Raw genomic sequence first — 18,358 nt, 5'->3', positions numbered from 1 at the left:
AGAGCTTAGCGGCTCTGCCCGATCAGTCGCACAAAATCGTCATAGGCTGCGAAACCGCTCAGGCGCCTGCCTCCGCAGAGGTGCGTCGGCACTGCGGTAATGTGCAGTTCCATGGCCCGCTGCCAGTCGGCATCCACTGCCGCAGCATAACTCCGCTCCGCCAGCACCGTCCGGGCCTGATCTGCTGGTAGTCCAACGGCTGCGGCGATCCGCACCAACTCGTCAGCCAGCGCGATGTTGACCCCGTCCACGAAAAAGGCCCGGTAGACGGCCTGGTGGAACTGATTGCCGCGTCCCTGCACCTCTGCCCATTTGCCCAGCTCCTGGGCCAGCCGGCTGTTGTAGGTGCGACTTCGTTCTGTCAGCGGCAACCCCTCGGTCGCGGCAACCTGCCGCAGCCGGGCCTGCATGTCGCGGATCATGGCCTCCCGTCCGGCAAAGAGCTCGGCAAGCTCCCTTCCTTCCAGCGGGGTTTCGGGGTGGAGCGGGAAGGCGCTCCAGCGCAGTTGCACGCCGTATTCCCGTTGCAGGCGTTCGGTACGCACGGTACCGAGGTAGCACCAGGGTCAGATGTAATCGAAAAAGACCTCAACTATGGTGGGGCTGCTGTTCATGCTGTTCTCCTCAGGTCAGTTCGTGGAGCAGCTTGTGTGGTGTTTACTAGAGTGTACCGCAGATAAGTCGATGCACCGAACAGGTAATGATTTCAAGGCACACACAAGTAAAAGGCTGGCGACTGGCCGTCTTGTGCAGCCACCAGGAGAACTGCTCCTCTCTCCCCGTGCAGTTTACCTGGTGGTCAAAACAGTGCTGACCTCTCTCCAGTTTGAGCTGTGTAATGCCTGCCAGACTCGGTAGGCACTGACACTGCCGGTTTTTGACGGTCCGGGCTGAATCGGGTCCATCAGGCCGGTTGTGCTGAATCTGAGTATCAGCAACTGTACTGCGCTGCGCGGTAGGCTGGGGTCAAACCAGTCCGGGTTGACCCGCACCAGGGGACGGCCTTCAGCGCTGCCAACCGGGGCCAGGGTCGGTTCATAGACATCCCAGGTCAGCGAACGGGCCTGCATGCTCCGTTCCTCCGGCTTCATCTGCGCCAGGGCCTGCTGGTGATGCCTGACAATCTCCGGGGTGATCGTGTCCTGCGGTACGGATTCCTGTAGCTGCTTCTGCCAGAACGTCAGCCAGGCCCTGACATACTCCTCCCGGGTAACCGGGAGCCAGGGCCGTGCCGTGCCACGGCTGAATACCAGCAGTTCATCCCCACCGGCGGTCCGGTAGAGCGGAAAACCATCCACCTGCCCCACCAGGTCAGGTTCATAAAAGGTCTTGGTGGCGAAATCCCGGCTGCCATAGACCTCAAAGCTCTGATCAGGGTCATTGATTGAGGCATGGATCTCATCGGTGGTGCAGCAGATCCTGACCGCTTTGCCGTTTTTGGCGCGGTGATAGAAGTGAAACCTGAGGTAGCCGAAGCCGGGCACCGGCAGGTTCTGTGCCGAGGGGAATTCATCAAGCGGCCTGAAGTAGCCGATGATCTCCACCCCTTTGGGGGCCTGCAGTACCGGTTGTTTGGCCAGCAGGTTGCGCAGCTGTTCCAGTTTTTTCTTAAAGGCTGCTGCATCGGCCTTGCTGAGTTTCCTGACCGGTACATTGCTGGCGGTTGCCGTGGCACTGAAGCCTCCGGGATGATCGGGCAGAAATTCAAATTCAGCCGCAGCCAGCGGTTGTGCCAGCGGACTGGACAGGGCAAGGGCCAGCCAAGCAATGGTTATGCCGGTACGAACACGCATATCTGTCTCCTTTACCGCACGCTGCAGCGCCGCTGCATTACTGTTTGACCAGCTCAACCCTGCGGTTTTTGGCCCTGCCCTCTTCATGGTCGTTTGAGGCAAGCGGTGCCAGTGAGCCAACACCAGCGGGCTTGAGACGGGTGGCCTTGATCCCGTATCTGGTTGCCAGGGCCTGGGTAACCGCCTCGGCACGCTCTTTTGATAGCCGCATGTTCAGATCAAAAGAACCCTGGTTGTCGGTATGGCCGACCACGTACAACTTGAGGCTGCTGTTTTGCTTAAGCAGGCTGGCAATCTCGGCCAGGGCGGCATCAGATTCCGGTTTCAGCTCTGCCTTGGCGGTATCAAAGTAGATGCCGTAGATCGCCACACGTCCGCTGCTGGTGATGTCGTTGCCCATGGCTGCGGCATCAGCCACCACCTCCTGTTGCATGGCCTCTTTTTCAATAATATTCAGCCGATACATGGCGTTGTAGGACCTCACCTCTACCCAGGTCTCCTTGGCATCCTTTTTCAGCACAATGGTTGCAACCCGGTTGAAGTTGTCATCAAAGATAACCTTGCCGTTGATCTTCTTTAAGGCCTCCTGGATGTTCCGGCGGATCTTCAGCTCACCCGGTTCGGGAACACCTTTCTGTAGTTTGTACTCCAGATAGTATTTATGCCCTTCAATGCTGACCTGTTTTTTGTCCTGACCAATAAACCGGTAGCTGCCGAATTCCGCCTCTTTGTAGTCAGAGAGCCGGAAATCAGGCATCCGCGAGAGCAGGGGGTGGTCTTTGCCTCCCCGGACATCCTGCTCGGCTGCCATGCCGGGAGCAAGGCTTGCCACCACACAGAACAGACAGAAGAGTGCGATCAGGGTCTTTTTCATGTCTCTGCCTCCTTGAAGGGGTGTTGCAACATAGTGATACAATAAGTGATTCAAGGGTTTTTGGTGCTCGTGTGAAGACAGTGTAGCGCGTTTTTGATGACATGCAACGGGTGGGGAGGACGGTTTTTTTAGCGACCCTTGCCGGGGGGGTGACGCTGCCCCGTCTTCAGGCTATCGGGCAATCGCCCCTTTTCGGAACGTACGGTGCAACTGCCGGAGCGGTATTCCTGCGTCGTCGGGATAACTCCATTATGCATGATCCTGTTACCGGTTTGTTTTCCGACCGTTTCCGCTGCGGCTGACAGCCCGCCTTTCCATGCAATCGTACGATCAGGCAAGAATCAGGCAGGATCGGTCTACCGGTCTTGCCGGTTTCCGGCGTAGGGTAGGGGGCATAAACGGGCAGTCCGTAATTGCCGGGGGGGATGGGGCTGAACCAGCGTCGTTGGAGGTCGGATTTTCTGTCTTGCATACGTAACCGTTTTCGTCTGGCAAAGATCGGAAATCTTGGTAAAATTCAAACGTGCCTGCGGAAGGATCGCTCCTTTAACCAGTTTTGATTTACTGCCGATTGAACATCAGAACCCATTCAGAGGGAGGAAGACGATGATTGAAATCAAGGTAAACGGAAAACAACTGCAAACCGAGGCCAGTGCGGATACCCCGCTGCTGTGGGTGCTCAGGGATCATTTGAAGATGACCGGCACCAAATACGGCTGCGGTGAAGGGTTGTGCGGCGCCTGCACCGTGCTGATCGACGGCAAGCCGGAACGGTCCTGCGTGACCCCGCTGGGGGACGTTCGGGGGAAATCCGTCACGACCATAGAAGGGATTCCGGAGCAGCACCCGGTCAAGCAGGCCTGGCTTGCTCAGGAGGTGTCCCAGTGCGGCTACTGCCAACCGGGGCAGATCATGTCCGCGGTGGCCCTGCTGGACGCAATTCCGAAGCCGACCGATGCGGAGATCGACCGCGCCATGAGTGGAAACCTCTGCCGCTGCGGCACCTATGGCCGCATCCGTACGGCAATCCACGCAGCCAGCGGCAGGAAAACGACACGGGGAGGTAAAAAGCCATGAGCAGATCCAATGACATCACGCGGCGTCAATTCATCAAGGCCGGTGCATTGCTGAGTGGCGGTCTGGTGCTGGCATGCCATCTCCCCTTTGGCCGGAAAGAGGCCCTGGCAGGCCAACAGGAACCGTTTGCGCCAAACGCATTCCTGAGAATCAGCCCGGATGAGCGGGTCACCATAATCGTCAATAAATCCGAAATGGGACAAGGGGTCTATACCTCACTTCCGATGCTGGTGGCGGAGGAGTTGTGCTGCAACTGGAAAAAGGTGGGCTTCGTCCCTTCGCCGGTTGCCCCGGAATATAATCATACGCAGTTCGGCCCGATCATGGTGACCGGGGGGAGTACCAGCGTACGATCGGAATGGTCACGGCTCTCATTGGCAGGGGCCGCCGCCCGCGAGATGCTGATTGCGGCTGCAGCACTCACCTGGAAGGTCGATCCGGCCGCCTGCAGGGCTGAAAACGGTTATGTGATCGGCCCTGCAGGGGCCAAGCTCTCCTACGGCAAGCTTGTGAAAAAGGCGGCAACGCTGCCCGTGCCGAAAAACCCGCAGCTGAAGGCCGGAAAGAAGACCCTGCTGGGAACGCCTGCCAAACGACTGGACAGTCCGGCCAAAATCAATGGTACCGCCATCTTCGGTATCGATGTGCAGGAGCCGGGCATGCTGACGGCCGTGATCGCCCGGTCGCCGGTTTTCGGCGGAAAAGTCGTCAGCGTTCATGCCGACAAGGCCAAGGCGGTAGCGGGGGTCCGCAGTGTCGTTACCATTGAGGCCGGTGTCGTGGTTGCCGCTGACGATTTCTGGCAGGCCCTGAAGGGGCGGGAACAGCTGGAGATAACCTGGGACGAAGGCAGATGGAATACACTGGCAACCCCGGTAATGCACGAACAGTATGCGCGCCTGGCAGAGACCCCGGGCCTGGTGGCCCGTAAGGATGGTGATGCGGCCGCGTACCTGGACAATAACCCCGAAAAGATCGAGGCGGTATTTGAGATGCCCTATCTGGCGCACGCCACCATGGAGCCGCTGAACTGTTTTGTGGATCTGAAAAAGGACAGCGCCCTGATCCGGACCGGCAGCCAGTTCCAGACGGTTGACCGTGCCGCCGCTGCCCGTGTTGCAGGGTTGAAGCCGGAGCAGATCGTGTTTGAAACCACCTTCCTGGGGGGCGGTTTCGGACGCAGGGGCAACCCGGCCTCGGATTTCGTTGTCGAGGCGGTGCAGGCTGCCAAGGCCCTCAACCGGCCCGTGAAGGTCGTCTATACCAGGGAAGATGACATGCGGTCGGGCTACTACCGCCCCATGTGGTACAACCGGGTTGAGGCGGCGCTGGACAAGAAGGGATACCCGCTGGCCTGGCGTCACCGTATCGTGGGGCAGTCGATTATCACCGGTACCTCTTTTGAATCGGCCATGGTGAAAAACGGGATCGACCATACCTCGGTTGAAGGTGCTGCAGATACCCCCTATGCCATCCCCAATCTGCAGGTTGAGCTTCACAGCACCACCAACGGCGTTCCGGTGCTCTGGTGGCGCTCGGTTGGTCATTCGCATACCGCCTTTGTGATGGAAAGCTTTATGGACGAACTGGCCCACAAGGCAGGGATTGACCCCTACCGCTACCGCCGGACCCTGCTGGCCGGGCATCCCCGCAACCTGAAGGTGCTGCAGACCGCTGCCGAAAAGGCCGGTTGGGGAAAGGCACTGCCAGAGGGGCATGCCCGTGGAATCGCGGTGCACGAGTCCTTTGGCAGCTACGCTGCTCAGGTGGCCGAGGTCTCGTTGAACAAGGGGGGCGGCATCACGGTTCACCGGGTTGTCTGCGCGATCGACTGTGGACGGATCGTCAATCCGGATACCATCAAGGCCCAGATGGAGTCGGGCATCATCTTTGGCCTGTCTGCGGCCCTGCATGGGGCCATTACCCTCAAGAACGGCCGGGTTGAGCAGGGGAACTTCGACAGCTATCCCCTGGTGCGGATGAACGCCGCCCCCAGGATTGAGGTCCATATCATCCCCAGCAACGAGGCGCCGGGCGGCGTTGGCGAGCCAGGGGTGCCGCCCATCGCACCGGCGGTCGCCAATGCCCTGTTTGCCCTGACCGGCGCCCGGGTGCGGACACTGCCGATGACACCTGAAAGGGTCCGGTCTGCCATGGCAGCGGAGAACCGTCCCCAAGCGTAAGGAGAGCTATGACTGATCTGGAACTGTATCAAGAGGTTGTGCGGCTTACCCGCTGCGGCGAACCGTATGCGCTGGCCACCGTTGTGGCCAATGGAGGTTCGTCTCCCCGCAAGGCGGGGGCCAAGATGCTGATACGCAGGGATGGCAGCTCACTCGGCTCGGTTGGCGGTGGAGGGGTTGAGAAGGAGACCATCGACTCGGCGCTGCAGGCGCTGGCCGCCCGCGAGCCGCGCTTGCTGGAGTTCAGCCTGACTGAAGAGCATGGTTTCGCCTGCGGCGGCAGTATGACCGTCTTTGTGGAACCGTGTGGACAACGGCCCCTGCTGGTGCTGTTCGGTGCCGGTCATGTCGGCCGGGCGATTACCCGTCTCGCCGGTGACTGCGGCTTCAGGGTGGTCGTGGTGGATGAACGTCGGGACTGTGCCGTGCAGGAGCTGCTGCCCGCGGCAGACAGGATTCTCTGCTGCACGGTCCCGGCGGCGTTCGAGCAGTTGGAGCTTGATCGGGAGACCTCCGTCGTCATCGCGACCCCCGCCCATGTCAGCGACTTCGATGCCGTGCGGGGCAGCCTGGCAACGGATGCCGGATTCATAGGGATTCTGGGGAGCCGCAGAAAGCGGGAGGCCCTGATGCTGACCCTTACGCGGGAAGGGTTCGATTCAGATCAGCGCAGCCGCGTCATTACCCCGGTGGGGTTGGACATCGGTGCCCGGACACCGGAAGAGATCGCGGTAAGCATTGTTGCCCAGTTGATCAGTGTAAAGCGAAAGGCATGAAAAGGACCGTGGCCGCAGTGCTGCTGGCAGCCGGTAAATCAAGCCGTATGGGCAGTTGCAAGCCACTCCTGCCTCTGGGAGACGGGACGGTCATAAGCCGTTGCCTGGATACGCTTCAGCGTGGCGGAGTCAACGAGGTTGTGGTTGTTGTGTCGCTGCAGGGGGAGGCGGTTGCCCGTGCGGCCCGTGATCATGGGGTGCGGTGCGTGGTAAATCCGGACGAAGGCGGGGATATGGCCTCATCCATCCGGGTCGGCCGCGACAGCATCACTCCGGAAACCAGCGGGATCATCGTCGCCCTCTGCGATTACCCGCTGGTGTTGCCGGACACGGTAACGGCGCTGATCGACCAGCATCTGCTGCACCCTGAATCGATTATCACCCCCACCTGCGGGGGACGCCGTGGACACCCGCTGCTGCTGCCACGCCTCATGCTTGAAGAACTGAGCGAGGGGAACACCCTGCGGGATTTGCTGCAAAAAGATGCTGCACGAATCCGCGACCTTCCGCTTGAGGATAGCGGGGTCCTGATCGACATGGACACCCCTGACGATTACCGTGCCGTGTGTGCACTGCTTCCGTAGCCGGGGTCTGGAACCCTGCCATGCCGGGACGGCCCTGCCTCCCCGGCATGGCACCGGTGCCGCTCCGGTCTGCCCCGCCGGGCCGGACCATCGGGCAACGCTCTCCCCCGGGGCTTGCAGATAACCGCCTCCTTCCCGTCGATATTTGTGCCGTTCCCCTCACCAGTCCTGCTGCACGTGACAAGCCTGTATTGCCGTTGATCGTACGATCAGGCAAGAATCAGGCAGGATCGGTCTACCTGGCTGTGCCCGTTCCGGCGTACGGTAGAATCATTACGAAGGTCGTCCGTACAGTTGAAAGGAGAAGAATAATGCAAAAGCGTGTGTTGGGGAAAAACGGCCTGGAGGTTTCAGCGCTCGGGCTTGGCTGCATGGGGACGAGTTTTTCCTACGGCCCCCCCAAAGACAGGCAGGAGATGATCACGCTGCTGCGTACCGCCGTGGAGCGGGGCATCAGCTTTTTTGATACGGCAGAGGTCTATGGCCCGTTTACCAACGAAAAACTGGTGGGTGAGGCATTGGCGCCGCTGCGGGATCAGGTGGTGATCGCCACCAAATTCGGCTTTAATACCGATGTCGATCCCAGGGGGACCCAAGGGGCGCCGGTCCTGAACAGCCGGCCGGAGCATATCAAACAGGTGGCTGAGGCCTCGCTCAAACGGCTGCGGATAGAGGCCATTGACCTGTTCTACCAGCACCGGGTTGACCCGGATGTGCCGATTGAAGAGGTGGCCGGTGCGGTGAAGGAGCTGATCTGGGACGGCAAGGTCAAACATTTCGGCCTGTCCGAGGCCGGGGTGCAGACGATCCGCCGTGCCCACGCCGTGCAGCCGGTGGCTGCGGTGCAGAACGAATACTCGTTGTGGTGGCGGCGACCGGAGGAGGAACTGCTGGCGGTGCTGGAAGAGCTGGGGATCGGTCTGGTGGCCTACAGTCCGCTGGGCAAAGGCTTTCTGACCGGCACGATCAACGGGAGTACGACCTTTGACAGCAGCGACTTCCGCAGTATCCTGCCGCGTTTCACACACGAGGCGTTGCAGGCCAATCAGGCCATGATTGATCTGCTTGCCGCCATTGCAGCGCAGAAACAGGCAACTCCTGCCCAGATTGCCCTGGCCTGGCTGCTGGCCCAAAGGCCCTGGATTGTACCGATTCCGGGCATCACCAGGCTGGAGCGGCTGGAGGAGAACATCGCTGCGGTTGCCATCGAATTGACGGGTAATGACCTGGCTGAGATCAACAGGGCCGCTGCACAGATTACGCTGCAGGGTGGGCGCTATCCTGAACAGCTGGAGCAGATGACCGGACTTTAATGCCGATTCGATTGCAAGGTGCAAGCTTTGTCGGCTCGTCTGCGGCTCCCCGACGTGCTGCATGTACAGCTGCATCGCCGGATTGCTCGCCGTCTGGCAATCTTCCCTTGCACTGGAACCGGAACAGCAAAATAACGTATCAAGAGCGGTTCACCGCATACCCATGCTCCTGCAGGATATCATACAGGATTCCTGCGGCCTCGGCGGTCAGGCTGCGGCAGGCGGTTCTGGTGTCGCTGGTGGTGAAACCGTTACGGATCGTCTGGCAGATGGTGCCGTTGAAGCGCGCCATGAAGCGTTCGCGGTAGGCGGCGCTGACCCGATAGGCCGTCTCCCGGTCCTGGTCAGGCGTTGTCCTGCCACAGAGCAGACCGATGGCAAGCACGCCGCCGGTCAATGCACCGCAGGCCTCCTGGCGGGAGCCGGCCAGACCGCCGCCAAAGCCGGTTGCCATCCGGCAGACGATCCCGGCCTGGTCGGGGCAAAACAGTTTTGTGATGGCTGAGGCCACGGATTCGGCGCAATGCAGACCGGACTCTGAATGGGCCAGGGCCAGTTGTTCGGCCTGGGTACGGCTCATTGGGGCATGCTCCTGTGTGGGGGGCGGCTAGTATCCTTAATTCAAAGCTAACAGGTTGTTGAAAAACTACTGTGGTGCCCGTCTACGGCGTTGCGCGGTGCTCGCTCCTTCGCCTAACTATCTGTTATGTCTCAGTCGCTGTGCGCCGTGCGCCTTGTAGCCGAGCTTCCTCGTGACGTTTTTCAACAGCCTGCTAAAGGGCGGCCAAATGTATTTTTTCCGTTATCCGGCGCACTATCGCGCATAACAGCATGGTACATGAAATCAAGGTGTTAAGGCGGGTCACAGGGTGCATCCAGTAACGCACGATCTGCCTGCATCCTGCTATTCGATCTTTTTCTGCAACATACTTTTTAAGGTGTGGGATGTTATCAGCTGTGCACCGGCCTTATCCATCTCCTCAAGAGCTCGCTCGGAATCCCCTGGTGCGCTGTCGACCCCTGCAACAGCATCGGAAAGCACCATAACCTGAAATCCCCTGCCAAGGGCATCACGGGTTGTGGACAAGACACAGTAGTCAGTGGCCAGCCCACATATGCAAAGCTTCGTTACCTTGCGGTCGCGCAGAAACAGTTCCAGCTCCTTACCCTCTGCGGTTGTGCCGGCAAAAGCAGAATACCCGTCTGATGTCAGTTCGGTTCCCTTTGAGATGATGATGGCATCCTGCGGCAGACACAGTGCCGGATGAAAGGCGGCACCCTCGGTCTCACGGACGCAGTGAACCGGCCATTGACCGCCAAAATCGTGAAAGTGGCTGGTATTCGGCAGGTGCCAGTCTCTGCTTGCCAACACCGGCAAACCGGCGGCACTGAACGAACGGATCAGCTCGTTGGTCGGTTCGATTATGCGGTCACCGTTGATGATCTGAAGTGCACCGCCGGGGCAAAAGTCATTCTGCAGATCTACGATAAGTAATGCTGAGTCCTCTGTCATGGCAACGGCCTTTCTCCGGTTACTTTGGCAGTCAGCCGGTTGTTCAGGTCATGCAACGGTTCTGAAATAGAGACGGTATAGCGTTCAGGTGCGTGTAGACGCAAACAGCCCTGAGGTAAAGTTGCCAGCTGCTGACGGCTGCGTTCAGCCATTGCGGACAGAGGCTCAGGCGCCACAGTCCGACAGCCATCCCGCATGACGACCTGCCGCAGATCATGCAACGTTGTCGCAAGCGGCAAGGATACCGGTGATAACGGGTTGCAAAGGTTATGGACCGTTGCCCCTGCAACAGGTTGCTGTTCATGCTCCATACAGATCAAATCTTGCAGCATCCCGCCATCAGGAGCAAAGCCCCTTAGAACCCGCTTCCTGCCGGGCAGCGTGGCCTTGGCGAGATCACTGGTCAGCTTCAGTTTCGGTAATCCTTCAAGCTCAACAAGTTTATAGACCCCTCCCAGCGCACCGCCTCCGCTACCGCCGGCGGTTGCCAGTTGTGTCCCGATGCCGTAGATATCCACCTGCCCCCCGGCAGTTTTAAGGGTGCTGATCTGGTATTCGTCGAGATCATTTGAGGCCACGATCCTGACCTGTGCAAAACCTGCCGCGTCAAGCATGCGCCGACTCTCCCTGGAAAGGAAAGCAAGATCCCCGGAGTCAAGCCTGATGCCCCGCAGCTCATAACCGCGTTCCCGCAGCTCCCGCGCCACGATAATGGCGTTGGGAATGCCGCTTTTCAGCGTATCGTAGGTATCAACAAGCAGTATCGTGTTGTCGGGGAATGCCTCGGCATAGGCCCGGAACGCGCTCAGTTCATCAGGAAAGGCCTGTACCCAGCTGTGGGCATGGGTACCGCGTACCGGAAGCCCATACTGCATCCCTGCCTGTACGTTGCTGGTGCTGCAGATGCCGCCAACACAGGCGGCACGTGCACAGGAAAGTCCGCCATCCGGTCCGTGGGCCCGGCGCAGGCCGAACTCGATTACCTCTGCCCCTGCAGCTGCGTGGGTGATGCGGGCTGCCTTGGTAGCAATCAATGTCTGAAAATTGATGCTATTAAGCACAGCCGTTTCTACAAACTGAGCCTCGGCCAGACTTCCCTCTATGGTCAGCAGCGGTTCTCCGGCAAACACCACGGTGCCCTCCGGCACTGCTGTCACGGTGCCACGGAAACGTAACTGCCGCAGATAGTCCAGAAATGCTGGTTTGAATTGATTCAGGCTGTTCAGGTAGTCAAGTTCCTCCGGTAGAAAGTGCAGCTGCTCAAGGAATTCAAGCACCGGTTCCAGTCCGGCAAAAACTGCATAACTTCCGTTAAAAGGATTGGTGCGGAAAAACAGGTCAAAAACCGCTTTCCTGTCCGTCATCCCCTGCTCATGATAGCCTGCAAGCATGGTCAGTTCATATAAATCAGTAAATAATGCTGAATAGCGCATCAGGTCACCAGATTTTAATCAATTCCGCAGATAGTGTTTCAATGTATATGCCGACAGATGCGGATCAAACGGGAGATGTTGCAACGTGCTGATATCAGTCTGTATTTGTTGGTGGAAGAAGCCGGTGTGCCCACGCGCGTCAGCAGTTTTACAGGGTAACTGGTCCGTCACCACACAAACGGTTCATTACGTGTGCATAGTGCCTGCCAAATTTCCTTCCTTCCCTCAGCTTTTCAAAGTTCCCGCTGTTTCAGGCGTTTTGACAGGGCCGGCTGGGAGATACCCAGCAGGCGGGCGGCAATGGTCTGGTTGCCGTTGCTGCGCTGCATCGCCTCGCTGACCAGCAGTTCAGCCGCCTCACTGAAGGTGGGCAGCCGTTCGCAGCAGAGAAACGGATTGCGCCGCTCCGGGGAGGGGGGTGCCGTTGCTGCGGGCCGGGGACCGATGGCCGTGATGAAACGCTCCATGGAGAGCACGCCGCCGCCATGCAGGCTGACCGCATCGTAGACCAGCGCCTTCAGTTCCCGCACATTGCCGGGAAAGGAGTAGGTGGCCAGCAGCTGGGCCAGTTCCCGCGGGGCGGTGGGCTTTTTCTTGCCCAGGGCCCGGGCCGCCTCAGCCAGAAAGTGTTCCAGCAGCAGCGGGATATCGCAGCGCCGGTCCCGCAGCGCCGGAATCCGCACCTGATGGGTCTTCAGGCGGTAGTAGAGGTCACGCCGGAACTGGCCGGAGGCCTCTTTGGCCGCCAGGTCGGCATGGGTGGCTACGATCACCCGGGCCCGCAACCGCTTGGGCCGGTCACTGCCCAGCGGGTAGTATTCCCCTTCCTGCAGCAGCCGCAGCAGTTTGACCTGGGAGGCGATACCTAGGTCGCCGATCTCGTCCAGAAAGAGGGTGCCGTCGGCGGCCTCCTCGATCATCCCCCTGCGGGCCTGGTCGGCACCGGTGTAGGCACCGCGCTGGTGGCCAAAGAGGGTGTCGCTGAAGACCGTGTCATCCAGGCCGGCCACGTTGACTGCCACCAGCGGTCCCTTGCAGTCGGAGGCACCATGGGCGGCCCGTGCCAAAAGTTCCTTGCCGGTGCCGCTTTCTCCCGTAATCAAAAGGGGTTGTGGGCTTTTGGCCACCGCCTCGATATAGGCGAACTGGGTCAGCATGGCCGGGTCGGCAGTCACAAACGGGCTGAACAGCTCCGGCCTCCGCAGGCCGCCACTCAGCAGACGGCTGTGCATCTCCCGGTTTTCCCGCTCAAGCTCCAGCACCCGGATCGCCCGCAGCACCCCCCCCACCAGCCGGTCTTCTTCCACGGTCTTGACAAAGTAGTCAAAGGCCCCTTTTTTGATGCAGTTGACCGCGGTTGCCACCTGATTCAGGCCGCTGATCACGATGCAGGTAATTTCGGGGTGCTGTTCGGCAATCAGGGTCAGCAGCTCTTCGCCGGAGAGGTGCGGCATGGTCAGGTCCAGCAGTACCAGCCCGAAACCTCCTCCGGCCAGGATCTCCATCACCTGACGGCTGTCGGAGCAGCTGCGGATGTTGGTGATGCCGGCGGAGCGCTCCAGGGTCAGGGAGACGGAGCGCAGCCAGGCCGGTTCATCATCCACCAGCAGGATACCAAAGGCGGGAAACAGGGTCTCAGACATGATGGGGTGCCTCCGTATGGATCGGCAGCAGCAGGGTAACGGTGGTGCCCTGGCCGGGCGGTGAGGAAAATTGCAGGCTGCCGCCATGCTCCTTGACGATTCCGGCTGAGACCGACAGCCCCAGGCCGGTGCCGCCGCTCTCCCGCTTGGTGGTAAAGAACGGGTCGGTCAGGCGGTCCAGGTGTTCCGGGGCGATGCCGCAGCCCTCATCACGGACCATGACGCCAACCAGATTTTCATGCAGGTCTACAAAGGTGCGTAGAAAAATTCCACGATTCTGGTCAGTTAGCGCCTGGCAGGCGTTCAGCAGCAGGTTGACCAGTATCTGCTCAATCCGCTGGCTGTTACCCTGTACCAGCGGCAACGGCTCGGCATATTCCGCCTCAAAGCGGTTGGTTGCCGTGCGTAATGAACGTTCCACCAGCCGTACCGCCGCCTGGACGACATGGTTCAGATTCAGCGGCTCCATCAGGGCGGCATCATCCTGGCGGGCAAAGTCCTTCAGGTCTTCCACAATCCGCTTGATCCGCCGCGCACCATCCTGCATCTCGTCCAGCATTTGGGGCAGCTCCTGCCGGATGCGCCGGTACGGCAGCCCCCCCAGCCGGATCTGATCCTGATCCGGGCAGTGCTGCTCCAGCAGCTCCAGGGCGTCAGCGCAGACATCTTTCAGGATCGGCATGTTGAGCAGGATCAGGCCGTTCGGGTTGTTGATCTCATGGGCCACCCCGGAGACCAGCACCCCCAGGGCTGCCATCTTGTCGGCCTGCACCAGCTGCTGCTGGTTACGGCGCAGCTCCTGCTCGGCAGTGGTCCGCTCGGCAATCTCACGGGTCAGGTCGGCGGTCCGCAGGGAGACCTGTTGGTGCAGTGAGCGGGACCAGAACGCCATGCCGCCCAGCACCAGCAAGAGCGGCACCACAACCAGGGCTGCCAGCTTGATGACCTTGTGCATTGCCAGACCGCGCGGTTCCAGCACCCCCAGCCATTTGGTGTAGATGGTGTCGTACTGGCCGGTTTTCTTCAGGATTGCCAGCCCTTCCGTCATCTTGGAGAGCAGCTCGGCATTGCCCTTCCTGACCCCGTAGCCGTACTTCTGTGAGGCGATGCTGTGGGCCACCGCCACCAGATTGGTCAGTTTGAATTCTCGGATGATATACATCCCCGGTACAATCGCCACCACGGCATAGTCGCACTGCCCCGCGGCCAGCAGCCGCAGGGCATCGGCCGGGGTGTGGGTGGGCAGCAGATCCTTGCCGTAGCCGAGCCGGGTCAGCTCTTCGTACATGATACCGTCTTTATGCAGCGCAACCTTTTTCCCCTTCAGTTCTGCCAGTGAGCTGACCACCGGCGATTCCCTGCGGGCAAAGATGGCGTGGTTGACAATGGTGTGGGGCGGGGTGAAGTCAATCTGGGCGGCCCGCTGTTCCGACCAGGAGATCCCCTGCAGCAGATCGATCCGGTCTTCCTTCAGGTCCCGCAGCTGTTCGGACCAGCCCCCCAGCCGGAACTCCACCTGCAGCCCCATCACCTCGGCAATCGCCTTGGTCAGCTCCACGTTGTAACCGGCCGGCTTGCCGTTGGGATCGAGAAACTCGTAGGGGGGGTAGTCCCGGTCACCGCCCACAATGATGGTCTTGGCAAGGGCGCTGAGCGGTAGCAGCAGGCAGAAAAACAGGGCTATGCAAAGGGTGGCTGGACGCAGCACGTGACCTCCACTGATGGTTCGTCTGGAACTGATCGGAACCAATCGTTACACCAGTAACTGCCCGGTGACAGTCCTTCGGTGACTATCTGCTTGAGCGCTGCCCCCGGCGGCCGGTCTTGGGGGCAGGACGCTCCGGCACCACCTTTTTCCGCCTGGGGGTGGCAGCTTTAACCTCTGCCTTCTTTGGCTTGGCCTGTTCTTTAGCCAGCTTGCCTTCCTTTGCCTTCACGGTCCGTCTCACCGCATACTGAGGAAACTCTGCCAGGCTCTGGCGCGGAATACTCTGCTTGACCAGCTTTTCGATGGCAGCCAACAGGACCTGTTCTTCCGGGCTGACCAGCGAAATGGCGATCCCCTCTTCTCCGGCCCGGCCGGTGCGGCCGATCCGGTGTACATAATCTTCAGGCACCTGGGGCAGGTCATAGTTGATCACATGGGGCAGCCGTTCAATATCCAGGCCGCGGGCAGCCACATCGGTTGCCGCCAGTACCCGGAACAGCCCCTGTTTGAATTCCGCCAGGGTGCGGGTGCGGATTGACTGGCTCTTGTTGCTGTGGATGGCTGCGGCCTTGATCCCGTCAAACTGCAGCTCCTCGGTCAGTTTGTCTGCGCCGTAGCGGGTACGGGTAAAGACCAGCACCTGGTTCCAGCCGTTTTTGCGGATCAGGAACGACAGCATCTCACGCTTGCGGCTGCGCTCCACCTGGTAGACTGCCTGGGTCACGGCCTCGGCGGTCAGGGTACGGCGCGCCACCTCAACCCGTTTGGGGTGATCCAGCAGTTGATCAGCCAACTGTTTGATGGTTGGGGAGTAGGTGGCCGAGAATAGCAGGGCCTGATGCTTGGCAGGCAGGTACTCGGCCACCTTTTTGATGTCGTCGATAAAGCCCAGGTCCAGCATCCGGTCTGCCTCATCCAGCACCAGAAACTTGATCCGCGAGAGGTCAATCGTGCCCCGCTCGGCGTGATCCAGCAGCCGTCCCGGCGTTGCCACCACAATGTCCACGCCGCGGTGCAGCCGCTCGATCTGGGCCTGGATGGTCACCCCGCCGTAGATCATGGTGGAGCGCAGCGACAGGCGGCGGGCATAGCGGTTCATCTCGTCGCTGACCTGGGCAGCCAGTTCGCGGGTGGGCACCAGTACCAGGGCACGGGGTTTGCGCCGTTTTTCCGCGGGGATATGTTCACCCAGCATCTGGACGATCGGCAGGGCAAAGGCTGCGGTCTTGCCGGTACCGGTCTGGGCTCCGGCCAGCAGGTCGCCCCCCTCAAAGATTACCGGGATCGCCTCGGCCTGAATCGGGGTGGGGCTGCTGTACCCCAGGGTGGCAATCGCGCTCAGCAGTTCAGGGCGCAGACCAAGGGAATCAAAGGAGACGTCAGTGTTTTTCACAGGATACCGCTTTCTGTCGAAGATAGAGCTCTTCGACCTTGGCTCTGGCCCAGGGGGTGCGGCGCAAAAAGGTAAGGCTGGATTTGATGTTCGGATCATGGGTAAAACAGCGGATCTCAACCGCCTTGCCCATTGCAGTCCAGCCGATCCGGCTCACCAGCTCCTTCAGGATGGTTTCAAGCGTGACACCGTGCAGGGGATCACGGGATTGTCCCGCTGTTTGACCAGCCGCCGTCACCGCAGCGCCTCCAGCTCTTCCCAGCGTTCGTAGGCAGCCAGCAGCTCTGCCTCCAGCTCTTCCAGGCGGCTGTTGAGGCGTGCCACCTCGGCCCCGGCGCTTTTATAGAATTCAGGATCAGCCAGGGTGCTGTGGAGCTGCTCCTGTTCCGCTTCAAGGGTGGTGATCCGCTCCGGCAGTGCCTCCAGTTCACGCTCTTCCTTGAAAGAGAGTTTGCGGGGCCGCTCTTTCTGCGGTTTGCCCTTTTCCTGAACCGGTTTGGCTGCAACGGGCGGGGCAGCCTCAAGCTGTTGCTCCCGCAGCCAGTCATCATAGCCGCCGACGGTCTCCTTGACCGTGCCGTCGCTGTTGATCGCCAGGGTGGAGCTGACCACGTTGTTCAGGAACTCCCGGTCGTGGCTGACCAGCAGCAGGGTGCCGCTGTACTCCATCAGCAGGTCCTCCAGCAGCTCCAGGGTCTCGGCATCCAGGTCGTTGGTCGGCTCGTCCAGCACCAGTACGTTGCCCGGCTTGGTGAACAGCTTGGCCAGCAGCAGCCGGTTGCGTTCGCCGCCGGAGAGGATTGAAACCGGTGAACGGGCCCGTTCCGGCGAGAACAGAAAATCCTGCAGGTAGCCGATAATATGACGTGATTTGCCGCCAATCACCAGGGTGTCGTTCCCTTCCCCCACGTTTTCAGCCACGCTCTTCTGGGGATCAAGCTGGTCACGCATCTGATCCATGTAGAGCACCTCCAGCCGGGTACCCTGCCGGATTGAGCCGGTCCCGGGCTCCAACTCACCCAGCAACAGCCGCAGCAGAGTGGTCTTGCCGGAACCGTTGGGGCCGATGATCCCCAGTTTGTCACCCCGCATGATGGTGGTGGAGAGGTCGCGGATCACCGTCCGGTCGCCATAGCTGAAGCCGACCTGTTCCGCCTCGATCACCAGCCGGCCGGAGCGTTCTGCCTCCTGCAGCCGGATGGTTGCGGTGCCCTGGCGGGTACGGCGCTGGCGGTATTCCTCCCGCAGTGCCTTCAGTGCCCGGACCCTGCCTTCGTTGCGGGTGCGGCGGGCCTTGATCCCCTGGCGGATCCAGGCCTCTTCCTGGGCCAGCTTCTTGTCAAACAGGGCCATCCGGGTGATCTCCGCCTCCAGCAGTGCCTCGCGACGATCCACAAACTGGTCGTAACCACAGGAAAAGGCGTAGATTCTACCCCGGTCCAGCTCGGCAATTCTATTCGCCAGCCGCCGGGCAAAGGCACGGTCGTGGGTGACAAAGATGCAGGTGGTGATGTTTCTGGCCAGAAACTCCTCCAGCCAGAGGATGGTTTCAATATCCAGGTGGTTGGTTGGTTCGTCCAAAAGCAGGATATCCGGTGCTGCCACCAGGGCACGGGCCAGCAGCACCCGCCGCTTGGTGCCGCCGGATAGCGTGGCAAACTCCGCCTCAGGCTCCAGATGCAGCCGGTTCAGCACCCGTTCCACCTGCTGTTCATGTTCCCACTGCTCAGCACCGGCTGCAGCATGGGGATGCTGTGCCACCACCTCAAAGACCGTACCGGCCACCTCCTGGGGGATCTCCTGGGAGACCAGCGCAACCCGTAATCCCTGGCTGCGGATGACTTCACCCCCTTCAGGCGGGATCTCTCCGCTGATCAGTTTCATCAGGGTGGATTTACCGGTACCGTTTCTGCCCATCAGACAGAGCCGGTCCCCCGGTTCGATCTGCAGGTTGATGCCGTCAAACAGCGGAGGGCCGCCAAAGGCCAGGGATATGTCGCGCAGGGTAATCAGGGCCATACTATTCCAATCCTGTTGTTGCAATTTATCTGCAGTGTCGTACTATCTG

At 60.3% G+C, this 18,358-nt stretch carries 15 protein-coding genes and 1 pseudogene; 5 read left to right on the top strand and 11 right to left on the bottom strand.

What is annotated here, in order from left to right; translation table 11 throughout:
* Window positions 1-5: 5 nt before the first annotated feature.
* The 3 genes and pseudogenes from FY034_RS16545 to FY034_RS16535 all read right to left on the bottom strand — a co-directional run.
* Window positions 6-554 (bottom strand): annotated as a pseudogene (locus FY034_RS16545) (DsbA family oxidoreductase); the annotation flags it as partial.
* Window positions 555-788: 234 nt separating this feature from the next.
* A complete protein-coding gene (locus FY034_RS16540; protein WP_265552519.1) occupies window positions 789-1,793 on the bottom strand; it encodes a hypothetical protein in 1,005 nt (334 codons plus the stop codon).
* Between the two features lie 37 nt (window positions 1,794-1,830).
* The gene (locus FY034_RS16535; RefSeq protein ID WP_265552516.1) at window positions 1,831-2,667 is read right to left on the bottom strand and encodes an OmpA family protein; all 837 of its coding nucleotides are present in this window, start codon (window positions 2,665-2,667) and stop codon (window positions 1,831-1,833) included.
* Window positions 2,668-3,273: 606 nt separating this feature from the next.
* Here FY034_RS16535 and FY034_RS16530 point away from each other — a divergent pair.
* The 5 genes from FY034_RS16530 (at window position 3,274) to FY034_RS16510 (ending at window position 8,600) form a co-directional block, all read left to right on the top strand.
* Window positions 3,274-3,744, top strand: coding sequence for a (2Fe-2S)-binding protein (locus tag FY034_RS16530; protein WP_265552514.1), 471 nt, complete (start codon window positions 3,274-3,276; stop codon window positions 3,742-3,744).
* Complete coding sequence (locus FY034_RS16525) at window positions 3,741-5,927, top strand: xanthine dehydrogenase family protein molybdopterin-binding subunit (RefSeq protein ID WP_265552512.1); 2,187 nt, start codon at window positions 3,741-3,743, stop codon at window positions 5,925-5,927. Before FY034_RS16530 ends, FY034_RS16525 begins: the two co-directional genes overlap by 4 nt.
* An 8-nt stretch (window positions 5,928-5,935) precedes the next feature.
* Window positions 5,936-6,703, top strand: a complete 768-nt coding sequence (locus tag FY034_RS16520) for an XdhC family protein (RefSeq protein WP_265552510.1) — start codon at window positions 5,936-5,938, stop codon at window positions 6,701-6,703.
* Window positions 6,700-7,287, top strand: coding sequence for a nucleotidyltransferase family protein (locus tag FY034_RS16515; protein ID WP_265552509.1), 588 nt, complete (start codon window positions 6,700-6,702; stop codon window positions 7,285-7,287). The genes FY034_RS16520 and FY034_RS16515 overlap by 4 nt, the downstream gene beginning before the upstream one ends.
* Window positions 7,288-7,598: 311 nt before the next feature.
* On the top strand, window positions 7,599-8,600 hold the full coding sequence (locus FY034_RS16510) for an aldo/keto reductase (RefSeq protein WP_265552507.1): 1,002 nt from the start codon (window positions 7,599-7,601) through the stop codon (window positions 8,598-8,600).
* Window positions 8,601-8,739: 139 nt separating this feature from the next.
* Here the strand turns inward: FY034_RS16510 and FY034_RS16505 are convergent, their stop codons facing one another.
* From FY034_RS16505 to FY034_RS16470, 8 genes are all read right to left on the bottom strand, one after another.
* A complete protein-coding gene (locus FY034_RS16505; protein ID WP_265552505.1) occupies window positions 8,740-9,180 on the bottom strand; it encodes a C-GCAxxG-C-C family protein in 441 nt (146 codons plus the stop codon).
* Between the two features lie 324 nt (window positions 9,181-9,504).
* Window positions 9,505-10,113, bottom strand: coding sequence for an isochorismatase family protein (locus FY034_RS16500; protein WP_265552503.1), 609 nt, complete (start codon window positions 10,111-10,113; stop codon window positions 9,505-9,507).
* The gene (locus tag FY034_RS16495; RefSeq protein ID WP_265552501.1) at window positions 10,110-11,546 is read right to left on the bottom strand and encodes a nicotinate phosphoribosyltransferase; all 1,437 of its coding nucleotides are present in this window, start codon (window positions 11,544-11,546) and stop codon (window positions 10,110-10,112) included. Before FY034_RS16495 ends, FY034_RS16500 begins: the two co-directional genes overlap by 4 nt.
* Before the next feature lie 233 nt (window positions 11,547-11,779).
* Window positions 11,780-13,189: a sigma-54-dependent transcriptional regulator gene (locus FY034_RS16490; RefSeq protein ID WP_265552499.1), complete on the bottom strand. Its 1,410-nt coding sequence runs from the start codon at window positions 13,187-13,189 to the stop codon at window positions 11,780-11,782.
* Window positions 13,182-14,897 (bottom strand): transporter substrate-binding domain-containing protein, encoded by a 1,716-nt coding sequence (locus FY034_RS16485; protein WP_265552497.1) that lies wholly within the window; start codon window positions 14,895-14,897, stop codon window positions 13,182-13,184. The genes FY034_RS16490 and FY034_RS16485 overlap by 8 nt, the downstream gene beginning before the upstream one ends.
* An 82-nt stretch (window positions 14,898-14,979) precedes the next feature.
* Entirely contained in the window at window positions 14,980-16,290 is a 1,311-nt protein-coding gene (locus FY034_RS16480; protein WP_265552496.1) for a DEAD/DEAH box helicase, read from the bottom strand.
* Entirely contained in the window at window positions 16,277-16,528 is a 252-nt protein-coding gene (locus FY034_RS16475) for a VF530 family protein (RefSeq protein WP_265552493.1), read from the bottom strand. The genes FY034_RS16480 and FY034_RS16475 overlap by 14 nt, the downstream gene beginning before the upstream one ends.
* A complete protein-coding gene (locus tag FY034_RS16470) occupies window positions 16,525-18,309 on the bottom strand; it encodes an ATP-binding cassette domain-containing protein (RefSeq protein ID WP_265552491.1) in 1,785 nt (594 codons plus the stop codon). The genes FY034_RS16475 and FY034_RS16470 overlap by 4 nt, the downstream gene beginning before the upstream one ends.
* Window positions 18,310-18,358 lie beyond the last annotated feature (49 nt).

The organism is Trichlorobacter lovleyi, assembly GCF_015239775.1.
Lineage (GTDB): Bacteria > Desulfobacterota > Desulfuromonadia > Geobacterales > Pseudopelobacteraceae > Trichlorobacter > Trichlorobacter lovleyi_B.
The sequence above is the reverse complement of the archived record's forward strand: the minus strand, read 5'-3'. Positions and strand labels throughout refer to the sequence as shown.

Bases quoted from the DNA above. Each gene is read 5' to 3' on its own strand.
- FY034_RS16535 (WP_265552516.1), bottom strand. From the start codon at position 2,667: ATGAAAAAGACCCTGATCGCACTCTTCTGTCTGTTCTGTGTGGTGGCA.
- FY034_RS16470 (WP_265552491.1), bottom strand. From the start codon at position 18,309: ATGGCCCTGATTACCCTGCGCGACATATCCCTGGCCTTTGGCGGCCCT.
- FY034_RS16515 (WP_265552509.1), top strand. From the start codon at position 6,700: ATGAAAAGGACCGTGGCCGCAGTGCTGCTGGCAGCCGGTAAATCAAGC.
- FY034_RS16505 (WP_265552505.1), bottom strand. From the start codon at position 9,180: ATGAGCCGTACCCAGGCCGAACAACTGGCCCTGGCCCATTCAGAGTCC.
- FY034_RS16525 (WP_265552512.1), top strand. From the start codon at position 3,741: ATGAGCAGATCCAATGACATCACGCGGCGTCAATTCATCAAGGCCGGT.
- FY034_RS16500 (WP_265552503.1), bottom strand. From the start codon at position 10,113: ATGACAGAGGACTCAGCATTACTTATCGTAGATCTGCAGAATGACTTT.
- FY034_RS16520 (WP_265552510.1), top strand. From the start codon at position 5,936: ATGACTGATCTGGAACTGTATCAAGAGGTTGTGCGGCTTACCCGCTGC.
- FY034_RS16510 (WP_265552507.1), top strand. From the start codon at position 7,599: ATGCAAAAGCGTGTGTTGGGGAAAAACGGCCTGGAGGTTTCAGCGCTC.
- FY034_RS16540 (WP_265552519.1), bottom strand. From the start codon at position 1,793: ATGCGTGTTCGTACCGGCATAACCATTGCTTGGCTGGCCCTTGCCCTG.
- FY034_RS16530 (WP_265552514.1), top strand. From the start codon at position 3,274: ATGATTGAAATCAAGGTAAACGGAAAACAACTGCAAACCGAGGCCAGT.
- FY034_RS16490 (WP_265552499.1), bottom strand. From the start codon at position 13,189: ATGTCTGAGACCCTGTTTCCCGCCTTTGGTATCCTGCTGGTGGATGAT.
- FY034_RS16495 (WP_265552501.1), bottom strand. From the start codon at position 11,546: ATGCGCTATTCAGCATTATTTACTGATTTATATGAACTGACCATGCTT.